General features: G+C 31.1%; 17 protein-coding genes. All 17 read right to left on the reverse strand.

Annotation, left to right across the window (positions count from 1 at the left end; genetic code table 11):
• Window position 1 precedes the first annotated feature (1 nt).
• Window positions 2–1792, reverse strand: coding sequence for an NADH-quinone oxidoreductase subunit L (gene nuoL / locus FBF06_RS08665; RefSeq protein WP_002860047.1), 1791 nt, complete (start codon window positions 1790–1792; stop codon window positions 2–4).
• Between the two features lies 1 nt (window position 1793).
• Window positions 1794–2090 carry an NADH-quinone oxidoreductase subunit NuoK gene (gene nuoK / locus FBF06_RS08670; protein WP_002858921.1) on the reverse strand — a complete coding sequence of 99 codons (297 nt, stop codon included), beginning with the start codon at window positions 2088–2090 and terminating at the stop codon, window positions 1794–1796.
• Window positions 2087–2605, reverse strand: coding sequence for an NADH-quinone oxidoreductase subunit J (locus FBF06_RS08675; RefSeq protein WP_032584477.1), 519 nt, complete (start codon window positions 2603–2605; stop codon window positions 2087–2089). The genes nuoK and FBF06_RS08675 overlap by 4 nt, the downstream gene beginning before the upstream one ends.
• A complete protein-coding gene (gene nuoI / locus FBF06_RS08680; RefSeq protein WP_002888214.1) occupies window positions 2602–3243 on the reverse strand; it encodes an NADH-quinone oxidoreductase subunit NuoI in 642 nt (213 codons plus the stop codon). The genes FBF06_RS08675 and nuoI overlap by 4 nt, the downstream gene beginning before the upstream one ends.
• A gap of 9 nt (window positions 3244–3252) precedes the next feature.
• Window positions 3253–4251: an NADH-quinone oxidoreductase subunit NuoH gene (nuoH, locus tag FBF06_RS08685; RefSeq protein WP_002934705.1), complete on the reverse strand. Its 999-nt coding sequence runs from the start codon at window positions 4249–4251 to the stop codon at window positions 3253–3255.
• Complete coding sequence (locus FBF06_RS08690) at window positions 4244–6706, reverse strand: NADH-quinone oxidoreductase subunit G (protein ID WP_032584482.1); 2463 nt, start codon at window positions 6704–6706, stop codon at window positions 4244–4246. The genes nuoH and FBF06_RS08690 overlap by 8 nt, the downstream gene beginning before the upstream one ends.
• A complete protein-coding gene (locus FBF06_RS08695) occupies window positions 6703–7395 on the reverse strand; it encodes a hypothetical protein (RefSeq protein WP_002870002.1) in 693 nt (230 codons plus the stop codon). Before FBF06_RS08695 ends, FBF06_RS08690 begins: the two co-directional genes overlap by 4 nt.
• A complete protein-coding gene (locus FBF06_RS08700; protein ID WP_002824979.1) occupies window positions 7392–7619 on the reverse strand; it encodes an NADH-ubiquinone oxidoreductase subunit E family protein in 228 nt (75 codons plus the stop codon). The genes FBF06_RS08695 and FBF06_RS08700 overlap by 4 nt, the downstream gene beginning before the upstream one ends.
• Window positions 7616–8842: an NADH dehydrogenase (quinone) subunit D gene (gene nuoD / locus FBF06_RS08705; protein WP_052796108.1), complete on the reverse strand. Its 1227-nt coding sequence runs from the start codon at window positions 8840–8842 to the stop codon at window positions 7616–7618. The genes FBF06_RS08700 and nuoD overlap by 4 nt, the downstream gene beginning before the upstream one ends.
• A 1-nt stretch (window position 8843) precedes the next feature.
• Window positions 8844–9638, reverse strand: a complete 795-nt coding sequence (locus tag FBF06_RS08710; RefSeq protein WP_072227233.1) for an NADH-quinone oxidoreductase subunit C — start codon at window positions 9636–9638, stop codon at window positions 8844–8846.
• The gene (locus FBF06_RS08715; RefSeq protein WP_002824974.1) at window positions 9635–10138 is read right to left on the reverse strand and encodes an NADH-quinone oxidoreductase subunit B; all 504 of its coding nucleotides are present in this window, start codon (window positions 10136–10138) and stop codon (window positions 9635–9637) included. Before FBF06_RS08715 ends, FBF06_RS08710 begins: the two co-directional genes overlap by 4 nt.
• Window positions 10120–10509, reverse strand: a complete 390-nt coding sequence (locus FBF06_RS08720; RefSeq protein WP_002824972.1) for an NAD(P)H-quinone oxidoreductase subunit 3 — start codon at window positions 10507–10509, stop codon at window positions 10120–10122. The genes FBF06_RS08715 and FBF06_RS08720 overlap by 19 nt, the downstream gene beginning before the upstream one ends.
• Window positions 10510–10621: 112 nt before the next feature.
• Window positions 10622–11287: an ATP-binding cassette domain-containing protein gene (locus FBF06_RS08725; protein WP_002867588.1), complete on the reverse strand. Its 666-nt coding sequence runs from the start codon at window positions 11285–11287 to the stop codon at window positions 10622–10624.
• Window positions 11280–11990: an ATP-binding cassette domain-containing protein gene (locus FBF06_RS08730; protein WP_011050003.1), complete on the reverse strand. Its 711-nt coding sequence runs from the start codon at window positions 11988–11990 to the stop codon at window positions 11280–11282. The genes FBF06_RS08725 and FBF06_RS08730 overlap by 8 nt, the downstream gene beginning before the upstream one ends.
• On the reverse strand, window positions 11987–12781 hold the full coding sequence (locus tag FBF06_RS08735) for an ABC transporter permease (protein ID WP_079264987.1): 795 nt from the start codon (window positions 12779–12781) through the stop codon (window positions 11987–11989). The genes FBF06_RS08730 and FBF06_RS08735 overlap by 4 nt, the downstream gene beginning before the upstream one ends.
• The gene (locus tag FBF06_RS08740) at window positions 12768–13712 is read right to left on the reverse strand and encodes an ABC transporter permease (RefSeq protein WP_052796107.1); all 945 of its coding nucleotides are present in this window, start codon (window positions 13710–13712) and stop codon (window positions 12768–12770) included. The genes FBF06_RS08735 and FBF06_RS08740 overlap by 14 nt, the downstream gene beginning before the upstream one ends.
• Entirely contained in the window at window positions 13712–15247 is a 1536-nt protein-coding gene (locus FBF06_RS08745) for an ABC transporter substrate-binding protein (RefSeq protein WP_052796111.1), read from the reverse strand. Before FBF06_RS08745 ends, FBF06_RS08740 begins: the two co-directional genes overlap by 1 nt.
• Window positions 15248–15322: the final 75 nt, after the last annotated feature.

Consider the following 15322-nt stretch of genomic DNA (forward strand, 5'->3'; position numbering starts at 1 on the left):
TTTACACCATCCATACTAAAATCAACAAAATCACAAAAGCTGCCACCAAAAACCTAAGCATTAAGTTTAAGCTGTTTGGCATAATCATTTTTTGTGAAATATTTTGAGAATACAAAGCAATTTTTTCAACTATTCTATCAAAAATATAAAGATCACAATGCTTTAAAATCGCACATAAGCTTTCATATTTTGAAACGATAAATTGATGATAAAACCTAGGAATAAAATAATCATTACTTAAAAGTTTATGAATTTTATTTTCTTCAATACTTTCCTTAAACCAAGAATTTTTATAAGCAAAAATAGCCAAAATTGCACCCAAAATAGCTGCTACACTCGCACAAATCATTACAATTTGATTTTGCGCATCAATAAAAACTAATTTTGTGCTTAAATATTCAAAAAAACTATGTTCGAAAAATCCTGCAATAATAGCTAAAACCATCAAAGGACTCATAGCCAAAAGTGCGATTTTACTTGCTTCATGTGGATGTTCATCATGTCTTGCAGGGGTAAAAAATACCAACATTAAAAGTCTAAAGCTATAAAATGCTGTTAAAAAAGCTGCGATTAAGAGCACTAAAAAAATACCATGGTGAAAAGAAATGAAAGAATATCCCAAAATCAAATCTTTAGAGAAAAATCCTGCAAAAGGATAAATTCCTGCTAAAGCTAAAGATCCTATACACATTAAAATAGCTGTAATTTTTAAAGGTTTAAAAAGTCCACCCATTTTTTTAATATCTAATTTATCATTCATAGCATGCATTACATTTCCAGCGCCTAAGAAAAGTAAAGATTTAAAAAAAGCATGCGTAGCTAAGTGAAATAAAGCTATACCATAAGCCCCAAGTCCTGCAGCCACAAACATATATCCAAGTTGCGATAAGGTAGAGTAAGCAATAATGCGTTTTAAATCCCTAACCACCAAAGCCATAGAGGCTGCAAAAATCGCTACAAAAGCTCCGAGTAAGGCAATAATATAAGAAACTTCAGGAACTAAATCATAAAGCGTACTCGCACGAATTACCAAATAAACCCCCGCTGTTACCATGGTTGCTGCATGGATTAATGCAGAAACAGGAGTTGGCCCTGCCATAGCATCAGCAAGCCAAGTGTGAAAAGGAAATTGTGCAGATTTTCCCATAGCCCCTATAAATAAACAAGTTGCGATTAAGATCAAAGCATTGTGATCTAGGCTTTGTGCCATGGAAAAAACTTCATCATATTTTAAAGTTCCTGCTTGCAAATAAAGCCAAAAAATTCCTAAAAGCATACCCAAATCCGCAATACGATTCATAATAAAAGCTTCATTAGCCGCAAAAGAATAAGTATCATTTTTATACCAAAAACCTATGAGCAACCAAGAGCAAAGCCCAACGCCTTCCCAACCTACGAAAAGTCCTAAAAAATTATCACTCATGACTAAAAAAAGCATAGAAAAGACAAAAAGCCCCAAATAAGCAAAAAATTTATTAAAACCTTCATCATGAGCCATATAAAAAATACTATAAAAATGCACACAAGTGGCTACAATACCTACAATACTCATCATAGTAAGCGAAATAGCATCTATATCAAAACCAAAATTTACTCCAGCAAACCATTCAAACAAACTCACATTAAAAGCTTCATTGCAAAAAAGCAAATACAAAGAACAAAAAGTACTCAAAGCTACTAGAAGTGAACAAAATATCCCTACGAATTGTTTTTTCTCACTCAAAGCAAAACAACTTGCAAACAAAAAAGCTACAAAGGGACTAAAAAGAGAAATCAAAGCCAAATTTTGCATACTAAGCCTCCACTTCTTTTAAGCTTTTTAATTCTAAAGTGCCTTTTCTTCTATACCAAAGCACACACAAAGCTATACCAACAGCTACTTCACAAGCCGCTACACCCATGATAAAAAGCGCAAAAACCTGTCCATTTAAATCATTGTGCATTTTAGAAGCTGCTACTAAAGCTAAATTAGCACTATTTAATAAAATTTCACTCGAAATAAAAAGCATAATGAGATTTTGTCTTTTTAAAATCCCTACAAGCCCTATGACAAACATTAAAATAGCAACGAAAAAATACTTTTCTATCATTGTTTTTCCTTTTTAAGCTCTTTATGAGTAAGAGTGATAGCACAAACTAAAGCGATCAAAAGCAAAATAGCTATAAACTCAAAAGCTAAAAGATATTTTGAAAAAATCGCTAAAGCCAGTTGTTTATTAAAATCAAACAAAGCAGGATCATTTAAAGGCAAATCCGTGCTGATATTTTGGTATTTAAAACCTATAAGCATAGTCAAAAGTAAAATCGCACTTAAAACCACCAAAGTAAAAAAACTTTTTTTAGCTTTAAGTTGTTCTTTAAATTCTTTAGAAGCATCAAAAAACATCATCGCAAAACTATAAAGTCCAAGTACAGCTCCACTATAAACAATAATTTGTATCACGCCTAAAAACTCTGCATCAAGCAAAAAATAAAATCCCGATAAAAACACCATTCCACCTGCTAAAGCCGAAAGAGAATAAAGCATATTTTTACTTAAAACCGCGATGCCAAAAAAGCCTAAAACCACTACACTAAAAAATAAAAAAGCCAAATTTTCTATCATTTATTTTCTCCTTGCTCTTGTGTGTTTTGATTTTCTAAGGCTCTTTCTTGCATCACATCATAATAATTTGGTGTTTTTTTAACCCACAAATTTGCATCCTTTCTAAGACTTCCTGCTCCTTCAAATTCAACTTGATTTTTAAGCTTATCAATAGGAGTTAAAAAATCTTGCTTATAGCCAAAATAAGACCTTTGCTCGGCTGCATTTTCATACTCTATTCCATGTACTATAGCAAGTTCAGGACAAACCTCAGCACAAAAACCACAATAAATACAACGCCCTAAATTAATACTATAATTTCCTACTTTTTTACGCCCATTTTCATCTAAAGAAGTTTCCATTCTAATACAATTGCTAATGCAAATTTTTTCGCAAAGCCCACAACCTATACATCTTTCATTTTCGCTTTCTATAAAACGCATCAAACGATGAACAGCACGGTAACGATTGTCAAGCTTTACCTTTTCAAAAGGATATTTAATCGTAGCGCTATTATTTCTCTTAAGTAATTCTCTCATCATCACAAAAAGCCCTACAAAAAGCTCTAGTTTAACGCTTCTACGCAAAGCTTGTGAAATTTTCTCCCAAGTGCTAACAGGAGTTTTTCTTTTCTCATCTACTAAATAATAATTTTTCATATCAAACTCCTATAAAAGAACTGTCAAAGCAGTGATTAAAAGGTTTAAAACAGCTAAAGGGATTAAGATCAAATAGCACATTTTCATCACTTGATCTGGACGCAATTGCGGAAAAGCAGCTCTTGCCCAAAAATACCAAAAGAAAATAAAACTTGATTTTACTATCATCATAATCCAACCAGGAATAATCCAAAAGCTATTAAAACCCCCTAAAAACAAAAGAGTGACCAAAATAGCTCCAGCTATCATAGAAGTATATTCACCTATGAAAAACATACCCCATCTTAAACCCGAATACTCCGTTCCATAACCCGCTACAATTTCAGCATCATTTTCCGTCAAACAAAGCGGAGTTCTATTAGTCTCTATAAATAAAGCAATTATAAAAAGCACAAAAGCCAAAGGTTGTTTAAAAATAAGCCAAGAAAAAAATCCATCGCTTTGATAATTGTTAATATCCACCAAAGAAAAAGAACCTACAAGCATTATAATAGCAATCAAAGCTAAAGCTCCTACGCTTTCATAGGAAATAATCGCTACAAGCCCTCTTGCAGCCCCTAAAATCGACCATTTATTATTACTTGCAAGTCCACCCAAAAACACCGCATAAAAGCAAAGTCCTGAAGTACCGATGACAAAAAGCAAAGCTACATTGATATCTGCCACTATAGGCTGAATAACCCTTCCAAATAAAGTAAATTCAGGTAGCATAGGAATAGCTGCTAAAGAAATAAAAGCACAAATAGCAGAAATCAAAGGTGCTATAGCAAAAATAAATTTTTGCGAATTTGAAGGGATTATATCTTCTTTAGTAAAAAGCTTTATCATATCAGCTACAAGTTGAATAAGCCCAAAAGGCCCTACCATATCAGGCCCTATGCGTCTTTGAAAATAAGCTAAAACCTTTCTTTCAGCATAAGTTGCAAGACCTGCTAAACTCGCAAATATTGCAATGATAATAATACATTTAATCAAAGTCTCTAAAGCAAAAAAAGCAAAATCACTCATGGTTTGCTCCTAATTTTTCTAAATTCGCCACAACAAATCTTTCATCAAAAAAGCTTAGCGTGTCAAGTTTTTCATCAAAATACGGCAAGAAAGCTCCATTTTTTATATCCTTATCCACACGCACACTAAGGCTTAATTCTTTATCTTTTATTTTAAGCTTTACAAGATCTTTATCTTTTAAATTTTTCTCTTTAGCTAAATTTTCACTTACACCTAAAAAAATCACCTCATTAATCGCACTAGCACGATTTGAAAATCTACCAAATTGATAGCTAGGATTAGCACTATAAAGCAAAATTTCATCTTCTTTTAGGCTTAAATTTTCAAAATTTGGAGAGATGAATTCTTTTTTAGCAACTTGTTTGAAACATTCTAAATTAAGCTCATATCCCCTTTTACAATCGCCTGCATTGGTATAAAAATTGTCTAAATGATCAAAATCAATCGGAGAAAAACCTTTATTTATAGGGAGTCTCTTAGTATAATTTATAGTATATTCCTCATCAAAACCTAAAGCATTAGCCAAATCATTTAAAAAATATCCCTTAAATTCTAAAGCAGCGTTAGTTGGTACCACTCTTTTATCATAATTTAAAAAAGTTCCTTCTTGCTGATTTAAACTCGCACTAGCTAAATTTGCATGCTCTTCATAAGAAAAACTAAAATCACCTTTTTCATTGTAGCCTAAAGTCTTGCCTTCTTGTGTATTGTTATCCAAATCACAAATCATAGCCACACCTAAGGTATTAGTATGCGTAGGATTTAAAAAGACTTTAAAAGGAGTGGTATTTTGGATCAAAGCAAGTAATTTAGCAAGTTTTTTCGCATTTTTATGAAAATAAAAATCACTCCCTATAACAAGAGTAAAATTTGCTTTTTTAAGCAATAAATCTTCTAATTTATCTTCATCTATGCCTAAATTTTTAGCAAAAACAGAGCGTTGTACTTCTATGTTGCTTTTCACTTTCTTAGGCACGACTTTTTTTACTTCTTTTTGAATTTCATTGCCTTCTTCATCTTTTTCTATGACTTGTTCTACAACTTCTTCGTTGATACTTTCTTCTATTTCTTTATTTTCACTAACAAAAAACTCTGCTAAATGAGTTTTGATACCTTCATCTTGGCTAAATTTTTGAAGTAAAAAATATAAAATTTGCTCTTCATCGCCACTTTTATGAATGTGCGAGATAAAATTTTTAGAATATTTTGCTATACCCATATCTTCCATAGGATGAAAATAAAGCCCTGAGCCTTTATTCATCACTAAAGCATTATTGATTTTATAGCTAAGCGTTGGAGCATCATATCTTAAAAGCATTCCAGCTACAACCAAAAAATCACTTTTTGTTATATCTTGAGTATTAGCGCTATAAAACTCACCAGAATTAGCGATAAATTCTTGTAAAAATTCTTTAAATTTCAAAGCTTCTTCATTGATCAAAGAAAGATTAAATTTCTTTTTTAAATTTTGTAAAATCAAAGCTTCTTCATTGGTAATAAAACTATTAAATTTAATGTTTTTAATTTCATTTTTCTCAAAAAGTTCCACAAGTTCTTTAAAGGCTTTTTCATCTTTATCCGCCTCATTTTGCGTATCAAAAGCAAATCTTGCAGCCTTATTTAAACTTGCAAAGGCAAAATCATTACTCACACGATAAATTTTTTCTTTTTGATTGCTAATGCCGCTTTGCTTAATATCATAATACATCAACTCACAATCGCTTGAATGCGGATTTGAAGCAGGGATTCTTTTAAGTTCCCAAATATTTGAAGTGTATTGAAATTTCGAACCTATTAAAGCTCCTGTTGGGCATACGCTTGTACATTCTCCACAAAATGAACAATCAAGCGTGTCGCCATTTGTAGGGCCTATCAAACTTTTTTGAAATTTAGTCCAAATCGCATAAGCATCTTTTCCCATGCTCTCTTTAAAGCTATTATCCACACTATCTCCGCCACGAGGAACAGTCTTTAAAGCACTTTCTCCGATTTTATCCTTACAAACTGTAATACAACGCTCACACACTATGCAAAGTGCGGGATCGTAATTAATCATTCCCCAATGTTTATGCGGTTTATGCGTGTCTTTAATCCAATATTTTTGAACATTTACACGACTTTTATGAGTGAAATTTTGCAATTCACACTCGCCTGATTTATCACAAACTCCACATTCTAAAGGATGATTGATACAATAAGCTTGCATGATCTCATTTCTTTCATCCCAAAGATTTTGTAAATCACTTTCTACAACCATGCCCTCTTTTGCTTTAGTATTGCAAGAATATACCTTTTTACCATCAGCTTCAACCATACACATACGACAAGCCAAAGTAGGACTACAGCCCGAAAGATAGCAAATCGCTGGGATAAAAATATCATTTCTTCTTGCTATATTTAAAATATATTCGCCTTCTTCAAAGGCGCAATCTATACCATTAATCTTAACTGTCATTTTGCTTCCTTTATGCGAATTGGAGTAAAATCAAAACCATTGTTTTCATAATTTAAAAAAGCTATAGTGCCTTGTAAATTTTCATCTAAACAAAGCTTGGTTTTAAGACTAAAATCTTTAGCCAAAATTTCAACTTCACTTTGATCTTTGCATTTTGCAATTTGTAAAAATTGCTTTGAACAATGTAAATTTTTATCTTGCAAATTTGCTCTAAAAAGCACTAACCCGTCATAATTATCGAGTTCTTTTAGGGTGTTTAATTTTGCCTTTTTAAAATCGCATTCTTCTTCATCGCTATCTAAAATCTTTAATCCATATTTTACACTTAGGAAATTCAAAAAATATTTGATATTTTCACTATCTTTATAAGAATGGATATTTTTATCTATAATTAAATACTTAGTCTCTTTTAAAAAAGCAAGCACTTCGCCTGCTTCTTCCTCTCCAAAACAAGATTCAGCACTTAAATATCCCTCATCTAAATCGCAAAATTGTCCTTCATCGCTTAATTTACAAAGCAAGGCCAAAACAAAACTCAAACTTGCAATTTCGCATTTGTAAAATTTAGCTTTTAAGTTTTTATCTTCCAAACAAGAAATATTAATACTATTTACACCTATTTTTTCACATAAATTTTTGTTTTTAAGGCTTGGCATATCTAAAAAACAAAGAGCATTATCATAAATCATACTCTCTCCTTTTTTATAACAATAGTCCAATCGACTTGATTAAATTTCAAAGAATTTAAAAGCTCACAGCCTTGTTCTTTTACAAAAGAAAAACTTTTTTCAACAGGAGAAAAATCGCCGATTTCAAAAAGCACCACTAAAACCTCACCTTGTTTTGCTTCTTTTATGATTTGTGCTAAATCTTCAAAAAGCTCTTTGCTTTTTCTTAAATCTACCCTTCTCATCGATCTATCTCACCTAAAACTATATTTACATTACCCATAATGGCTACAACATCAGCTAAATAAGTACCTACAAGCATTTCTTCAAAAAACGCACAATGCCAATAACTAGGCGTTCTAGCCTTTAAACGATAAGGTCTTCCTGTACCATCACTATGGATAAAAAAGCCAAGCTCACCTTTTGGACTTTCAGTAGGCACATAAACTTCGCCTTTAGGGGGTTTTAAACCTTGAGTGATTAAAACAAAATGCTGCATTAAAGAATAATTCTGCGTTAAAATTTGTTCCTTTGAAGCACTTACATACTCAGGATGCGTAGCTAAAATTTCAGGTGGAGTATCTTTATAAAGCATGGCACATTGTCTAAGGATTTTCAAACTTTCACGAAATTCTTGCATATAAACTTTATATCTTGCATAAGAATCCCCTTGCGTAGCATAAGGCACGCCAAATTCGACTTCATTATAAAGCAAATAAGGCTCTTCTTTGCGTATATCGTATTTTATGCCACTTCCTCTTAGCATCACACCCGTACAACCCCAGTTTAAAGCTTGTTCTTTAGTAACTACACCTACATTTTCAGTTCTTAAACGCCAAATTCTATTATCATCTAAAAGATCTTCATAATCTTTTAAATCATTTGGAAATTTATCGCAAAATGCAAGCATTTCTTCTAAATAATTTTCAGGTAAATCAAGCATAACCCCGCCTATTCTCATAGAAGAATGTGTAAGCCTTGCACCACAATACTTTTCTATCAAATCCAAAACATATTCTCGTTCTCTAAAGCAGTATAAAAACACACTCATCGCACCAATATCAAGCGCATGAGCAGCAAGCCAAAGCAAATGCGATGTGATACGGTTTAATTCTAAAAGTATCATGCGTATCACTGCGGCACGGCGTGGAATCTCTAAACCACAAAGCTTTTCAACCGCTGCACAATAAGCATAATTATTCGCTGAAGCAGCGATATAGTCCATTCTATCAGTAGTAGGAATAAATTCTTGATAAATCATATTTTCAGCCATTTTTTCCATACCGCGATGCATATAACCTATACAAGGACGCGCTTTTACAACTTGCTCTCCATCGAGTTCTAAAATAAGACGCAAATTTCCATGCGCTGAAGGATGTTGAGGGCCTAAGTTGATAATCATTTTTGAGTCTTCTTGCTCAAAAGCTATATTTTCATAATAAGGTTTTAACTTGCTAGGAATTTGCATTTTAACGCCTTTTCTCTAAAATTTTTGCTTCATCACGTTTTACTTTTTTTACAAAAGCCACACCTTCATCTTCTTGATATTCTTGTTTAAAGGAAATTTCCTTCTTTTGACCACCTTTTGGCACTTCATGATAAAGTCTTGCAAAATTTAGCGTATCTTTATCATCAGCAAAACCAGAATCTCTTTGTTCTTCGCCCACTACTTCACGATATTCTTTGCCAAAAATTTTATCAATCTCATACCATCTTGCAAACTCATCGCCCTTTAAAGGATAAGTTTTCAAAAGCGGATGTCCAAACCAATCATCAGGCATTAAAATGCGTTTTAAATTGGGATGATTTATGATGAAAATTCCAAACATATCATAAATTTCTCTCTCACTCCAATTTGCCCCTTTAAAAACATGAGCCACGCTTTGTAAACGCTCTTTTACGCCTACAAAAGTTTTTATTCTCACTCTTAATTTTTTTTCTAAATTTAAAAGCTGATAAAACACTTCAAAACCATTTTTACTTGCTATAAAATCAATAGCGCTTGCTTCTGTAAAACTTAAATACCCTAAAGTTTTAAGCATTTGCAAAGTTTTAACATTGTCTTCTTTTTTAATTTCTATTACCCAAAAATCAAGTTCTACAAAGGAATTTAAAATTTCTACTTGAGTTTTTAAAACTTCAAAATCCTCTTTAAAAACACTTTCATTAACATCAGATTTTACAGTGTGTGGCGCGTGATAAAATCTATCTTTGTAGTAATTTTGAGTTTGAGCATTTTTTTTATCGCTATACTTTCTCATTATACCAACCTTTTAGGTGCGATTTTACGACTTGCTTTTTCTTTGCGGATCTTTTTTTGCAAAATCATCAAAGCAAACTGAAAACTTTCTGGACGTGGAGCACAGCCTGGCACATAAATATCTACAGGTATAATTCTATCCACTCCTTGAACCGTAGAATAAGTATTAAACATACCGCCTGTATTGGCACAACTTCCCATAGAAATCACCCATTTAGGATCAGGCATTTGATCATAAAGTCTTCTTGTAAATTCAGCATGCTTTTTACATAAAGTTCCTGCAATAATCATTACTTCACTATGGCGTGGCGAAGCTCTAAAAATCGTTCCAAATCTATCAAAATCATATCTTGAACCCCCAGCCGCCATCATCTCAATCGCACAACAGGCAAGTCCATAAGATAAAGCCCATAAAGAATTACTCCTACCCCATTGAACTAGTTTATCAACACTAGTTAAAACTACGGGTAAACCACTTGCATAATTTATTTGATGCTCTGCCATGCAAACGCTCCTTTTTTATAAGCATATAAAAATCCAACTCCTAAAAGTACGATAAAAACAAAAACTTCTAAAAGTCCAAACCAACCTAAATCTTTAAAAATCAATGCCCAAGGAAACAAAAACACAACTTCTATATCCAAAAGTATGAAGATTAAGGCGATGATGAAAAATTGAGAGTTAATCTTGTTAGCTTGTTTAACAGGAATAGGACCACATTCATAAATTCCAAGTCCTAATTTTTTGCGATTTTTTGCGGCAAAATTATTACCGATTTTTGAAGCTAAAAAAACCAGTCCAAAAAAAATAACACTAGCAAGTACTAGCATTAAAAAAATACCAAAATAAGGATGCGAAGCATCTATATGAGACATTTATTCTCCTTTTTTAAAGCACTTTAATCACTCCACAACAAAAATTAAATTTACACTTTTCTTTATTTTACTCTAAACTTTCTATATTGAAACTTATATTAAAAAATATTTTTTAAAGTTTTAATTTTTTATGATTAAATTTATAAAAAAGATCACTTTGATGGCTTATAAATATATAAGAAATATTATTTTTTTGCTGATAGTCATATAAAAAAGTTAAAATTTCTTTAGAAGTTTTAATATCAAGCGCTGAAGTAATTTCATCTAAAATCAACAATTTAGGATTTAAAACCAAAGCACGGATAAGACCTACACGTGTGGCTTCTCCTCCGCTTAACTCATAGGGCTTTTGTTCTAAAATTTGTTTTTTTAGACTAAAAAAATCAAAAAATTCTAAAATCAAGTTATCATTCTTTTGTAAATTAAAATTTTCCAAACCATCTTGTATAAGATTTCTGATTTTTTTATAAGGGTTTAAAGCCATTTTTTGATCTTGAAAGCAATACTGAATTTGCTTTCTTAAAAGTCTTTGTTTGTTTTTATCAAGCTTGTGCAAGTTAAGATTTTCATACCATACCTCACCTTCACTTGGATCTTCTAAAAAACAAAGAATTCTAGCTAATGTGCTTTTACCTGCACCACTTTTACCTAAAATTATTAAATTGTCATTTTCATTTAAAGAAAAATTGACATTATCAAAAATAATATGTCTTTCTTTTTTTAAATACCAATGCTTTTTAAGCTCATAAAACTTACTTAAATTACAAACTTTAAGCATTATAATACCTTAAAAACTCATCTAAGCTATATAAATTTGAACTATTTTTTTCTAGCATAAGAATTTCATCTGCTAAAGAATTTACCAAATTTAAATCATGAGTGATACAAACTAAGGCTGCAGTATTTTTTAATTCTTCTAAAATCGATATGATCTTTGAAGCGTTTTCTTTATCCAAAGAAGCTGTGATTTCATCACAAATTAAAATTTGGGGTTGATTTAATAATGCCAAAGCTAGGCTCACCCTTCTTGCCATACCCAAACTTAATTCATTAGCATAAGAATGCCACAAACGATCAAGATTTTCAAATCCTAATTTTTGAAAATAAGAAAAAGCGTAATCTTTTCTTTCTTTTTGTTTTAATTTTGTATGAGTTTTTAAAACAAGATGACATAAATTTCCAATATCCAAATAAGGATAAAGACTAAGCTCTGCATCTTGCAAAACAAGTGCCACCTTAGAACGAAAATTTCTAAGCTCTTCTTTGTTAAAATTAAAAATACAAGAATTATGAAAACTTAATTCATCAAAACTTATTGTGAAATTAGAATCTAAAAGTCTTACCAAAGCTTTTCCCAACAAACTTTTACCCACTCCACTTTGTCCTAGTATCATTAAAGTTTTGCCTGTTTTTATATCTAAATTAATATCCTTAAGCAATAAATTATTCTTCAAACTGATATTTAAATTTCTTACCTTCAAGATCTTATACCCCAAATTTTTTGTAAAAAATTACCCAACCATAAAAGAGGTAAAAACAACAAAAGCAAGCTTAAAAGTGGAAAAAGTATCATCCACCAAGCGCCTATAAAAACTGCTTTTGAAGACTCACTCAAAAGAGTACCTAAAGTTGGAATTTCAAATCCTAAACCCAGTCCAAAAAAACTCAAAGTAGCTTCTGTGGCTATAGCATGAACGATATTAAATATAAAAAGTGTAAAAATCAGTGTTTTTAAAGCAGGTATTAAATCTTTAAAAAAAGCTCTAAATTTAGTTCTTCCAAGCACTATATTTGCTTTGTAAAAATCTAAATTTTCAAGTCTTTTTAATTCACTTTCTATAATTCTTGCTATGAAACACCAATGAATTAAAGCGATTAAAAAAATCATCAAAAACACATCAGAAGTTATCATACTTTGAAAAAACATCATAAGTAAAAAAGCAGGCAAGGCTAAAAAAAACTCTAAAATACGCATCCAAAAAACATAAAAAAAACATCGCGCTAAAAACAAATAGCACAAAGCAAAGATAATAGACAATAAAGATCCACCAACACCTATAATCAAAGAATTTCTCAAAGCAAAAAGCAAACGAGAAAACAAATCTCTGCCTAAAAAATCAGTCCCTAAAATATAAGTAAAATTAGGAGCTTGATGCAAATTTTCTAAATGAGTGCTTAAAATATCAAAAGGAGCCAAAAAAGGTGCAGACAAGGCGCATAAAAACAAAAAAATTAAAGGCGCAAGAATGATAAGAAATTTAAACAAAATCAAGCCTTCTTAATCTAGGATTTAAAATCCTAGCTACAATATCACTTAAAAATGTAAAAAATGCTGCAAGCAAAACGCTAAAAAATATAAGTGCAAGTACAACAGGATAATCTTTAAAAATAATACTTTTAAAAAGTAAAGACCCAAGTCCCTCGTAAGCAAAGACACTTTCTACCACATAAGTTCCCATCATAAAACTTAAAGCACTTCCCCCAAAATAAGCTACAATAGGACTTAAAGAATATTTCAAAACTAAAAAATAAATATCTTTCTCCCTTAAAGCCCTAGCGTATAAATTTTGAATAAAAATTTGAGAAAAACTTTCATTGATAAAATTTCTAGCAATCCTTAAAAATAACGCCAAATGTGATAAAACGAGCACCAAAACAGGAAAAATCAAATGCTCTAAACGATTTAAAAAATCATCTTCAAAGCCTATATCACTACTTCCCATAACAGGCAAAATTTTCCAAAAAATTCCAAAAATCAAAACAAACAATAAAGCCAAAACAAAAGGAGGTAAAGCAAAAAAATTAAAAGCTAAAAAAGTGATGATTTTATCTATAAAACTTTCTTTATAATAATATCCCAAAAGTGCCAAAAAAACACTGAGTAAAAATAAAAGCATTAAGGCGCTAAAACCCAAAATAAAAGTATTAAAAATTCTTTCTTTTATAAGCTTTAAAACACTTTCTCCGCTTAAAAAAGAAACTCCCAAATCTCCTTTTAAAGCCTTAAAAAGCCAAATTTTATACTGCTCTAGCAAAGGCTTATCAAGCCCTAAATTTTGTTCTATTCTTTGAATAAATTCTTTACTTTGTGAATTAACTCCATTAGCATAAGCTATACTGCCTTTACTAAAATAAAGTAAAACAAAACATAAAAAAGTGCTAAAAAATGCTATGAAAATACTAAAAACTAAGCGTTTTAGCACTATTTACTCCACTCATAAACATTCCAAGTAAAACCCACTCCGTGATGACCTAAAGTCCTTGTTTTGATACCTTTTAAATCTTTATTATAAACCAAAGCAAAATCAAGATAGGTCAAGAAAATAAAAGGTGGATTTTCATACAAAGCATCTATAAAATCTTTATAATATTTTTTTCTCTCTTCTAAATTTGAAGTATTTCTTGCTTTTTGCAAGGCTATATCCACTTTTTTATCATGATAATGTCCAAAATTCCAACCCTCATCATTTAAAGCACTATCTTGCGAACTTTCAAATACCCTAAAAGTGTGAAAATCAGGATCTAAAGGACTTCCCCAGCCTATTAAAAAACTATCTACTTTAGAATAATCAAAACTTCCAGCAGGTTTAGCCACCACCTTGCTTACAACTCCTATTTTTCTAAATTCGCTTTGCAAAATTCCAGCTAAACTTACCCTTAAAGGATCATTACTCATCGCCCAAATTTCAAATTCTAAAATTTTCCCATCTTTTTCAAAATTTCCATCTTTATTTTTCTTAAAACCTGCACTTACAAGCAAGTCCTCGGCTTTTTTAGGATCATATTTGTAAATTTTAAAATTCTTAGAATTTGCCCAAGAACGCTCTAAAGGGTGATTGGCTACAAAAGCATAATCATGTAAAAGATTTTTTACTATACTTTCTTTATCAACTGCGTAATTTAAGGCTTGTCTTACTTTTAAATCTTTTAAAAATTCATTATCAAAATTAAACATTAAAGCCCGATAATCGGCCGATTTTTCACGTAAAATTCCAAAATTTTCATCATTTTTAAAAATATTTAGCAGAGAAACATCGATTAAAGCTGCGTCTATCTTGCCATTTTTAAGCTGAGCACTAGCTATAGAAGGATCAAAAATGTGTTTTATAATAAGTCTTGGAGTTTTTACCTTATCAAGATAAAAATGTTCATTGGCTTTAAATTCAACATATTCACCTTTTTTCCATTTTACAAATTTATAAGGACCTGTGCCTATGGGATTTTGATTAAAAGAAGCAGTATTTAAGTCTTTATCACTAAGTAAATGTTTAGGAAGCATTCCTATACTTAAAGCATCTAAAAATGCAGGAAAAGGTTTAGAAAGCGTGATTTTAAGATGATAAGGATTTAAAATTTCTATACTTTTAATATCTTCAAAATTCACATAAATAGAAGAATTATTTTTAGGATTTTTAAAAGCTTCAAGACTGAATTTCACATCATCGGCACTAAATTTCACTCCATCGTGCCACAAAACATCTTCACGCAAAAAGATATCATAGCTAAGTCCATCCTTGCTAACATTCCACGACGCAGCTAAATCAGGCTTTAAGCTCATATGCTCATCAAAACGCGTAAGTCCTGAAAATACAAGATTAATCACCGCATCATGATCTTCGCTATATGCAGGATTTATCCTTGAAATTTCATTTTCCACAGCTACGATTAAAGTATCTTTTGGAATTTTAGCCTCAACATTGAAAAACAATAAAAATAGTAAAATAAACCATCTAAGCACTTGTAACTCCTCAAATTTAAAATTAAAAAAATTATAAAATAAAAAATAAGAAGCCACAAGCCCTATAGGGGGATA

Source organism: Campylobacter sp. CFSAN093227 (genome assembly GCF_012897855.1).
GTDB lineage: Bacteria > Campylobacterota > Campylobacteria > Campylobacterales > Campylobacteraceae > Campylobacter_D > Campylobacter_D jejuni.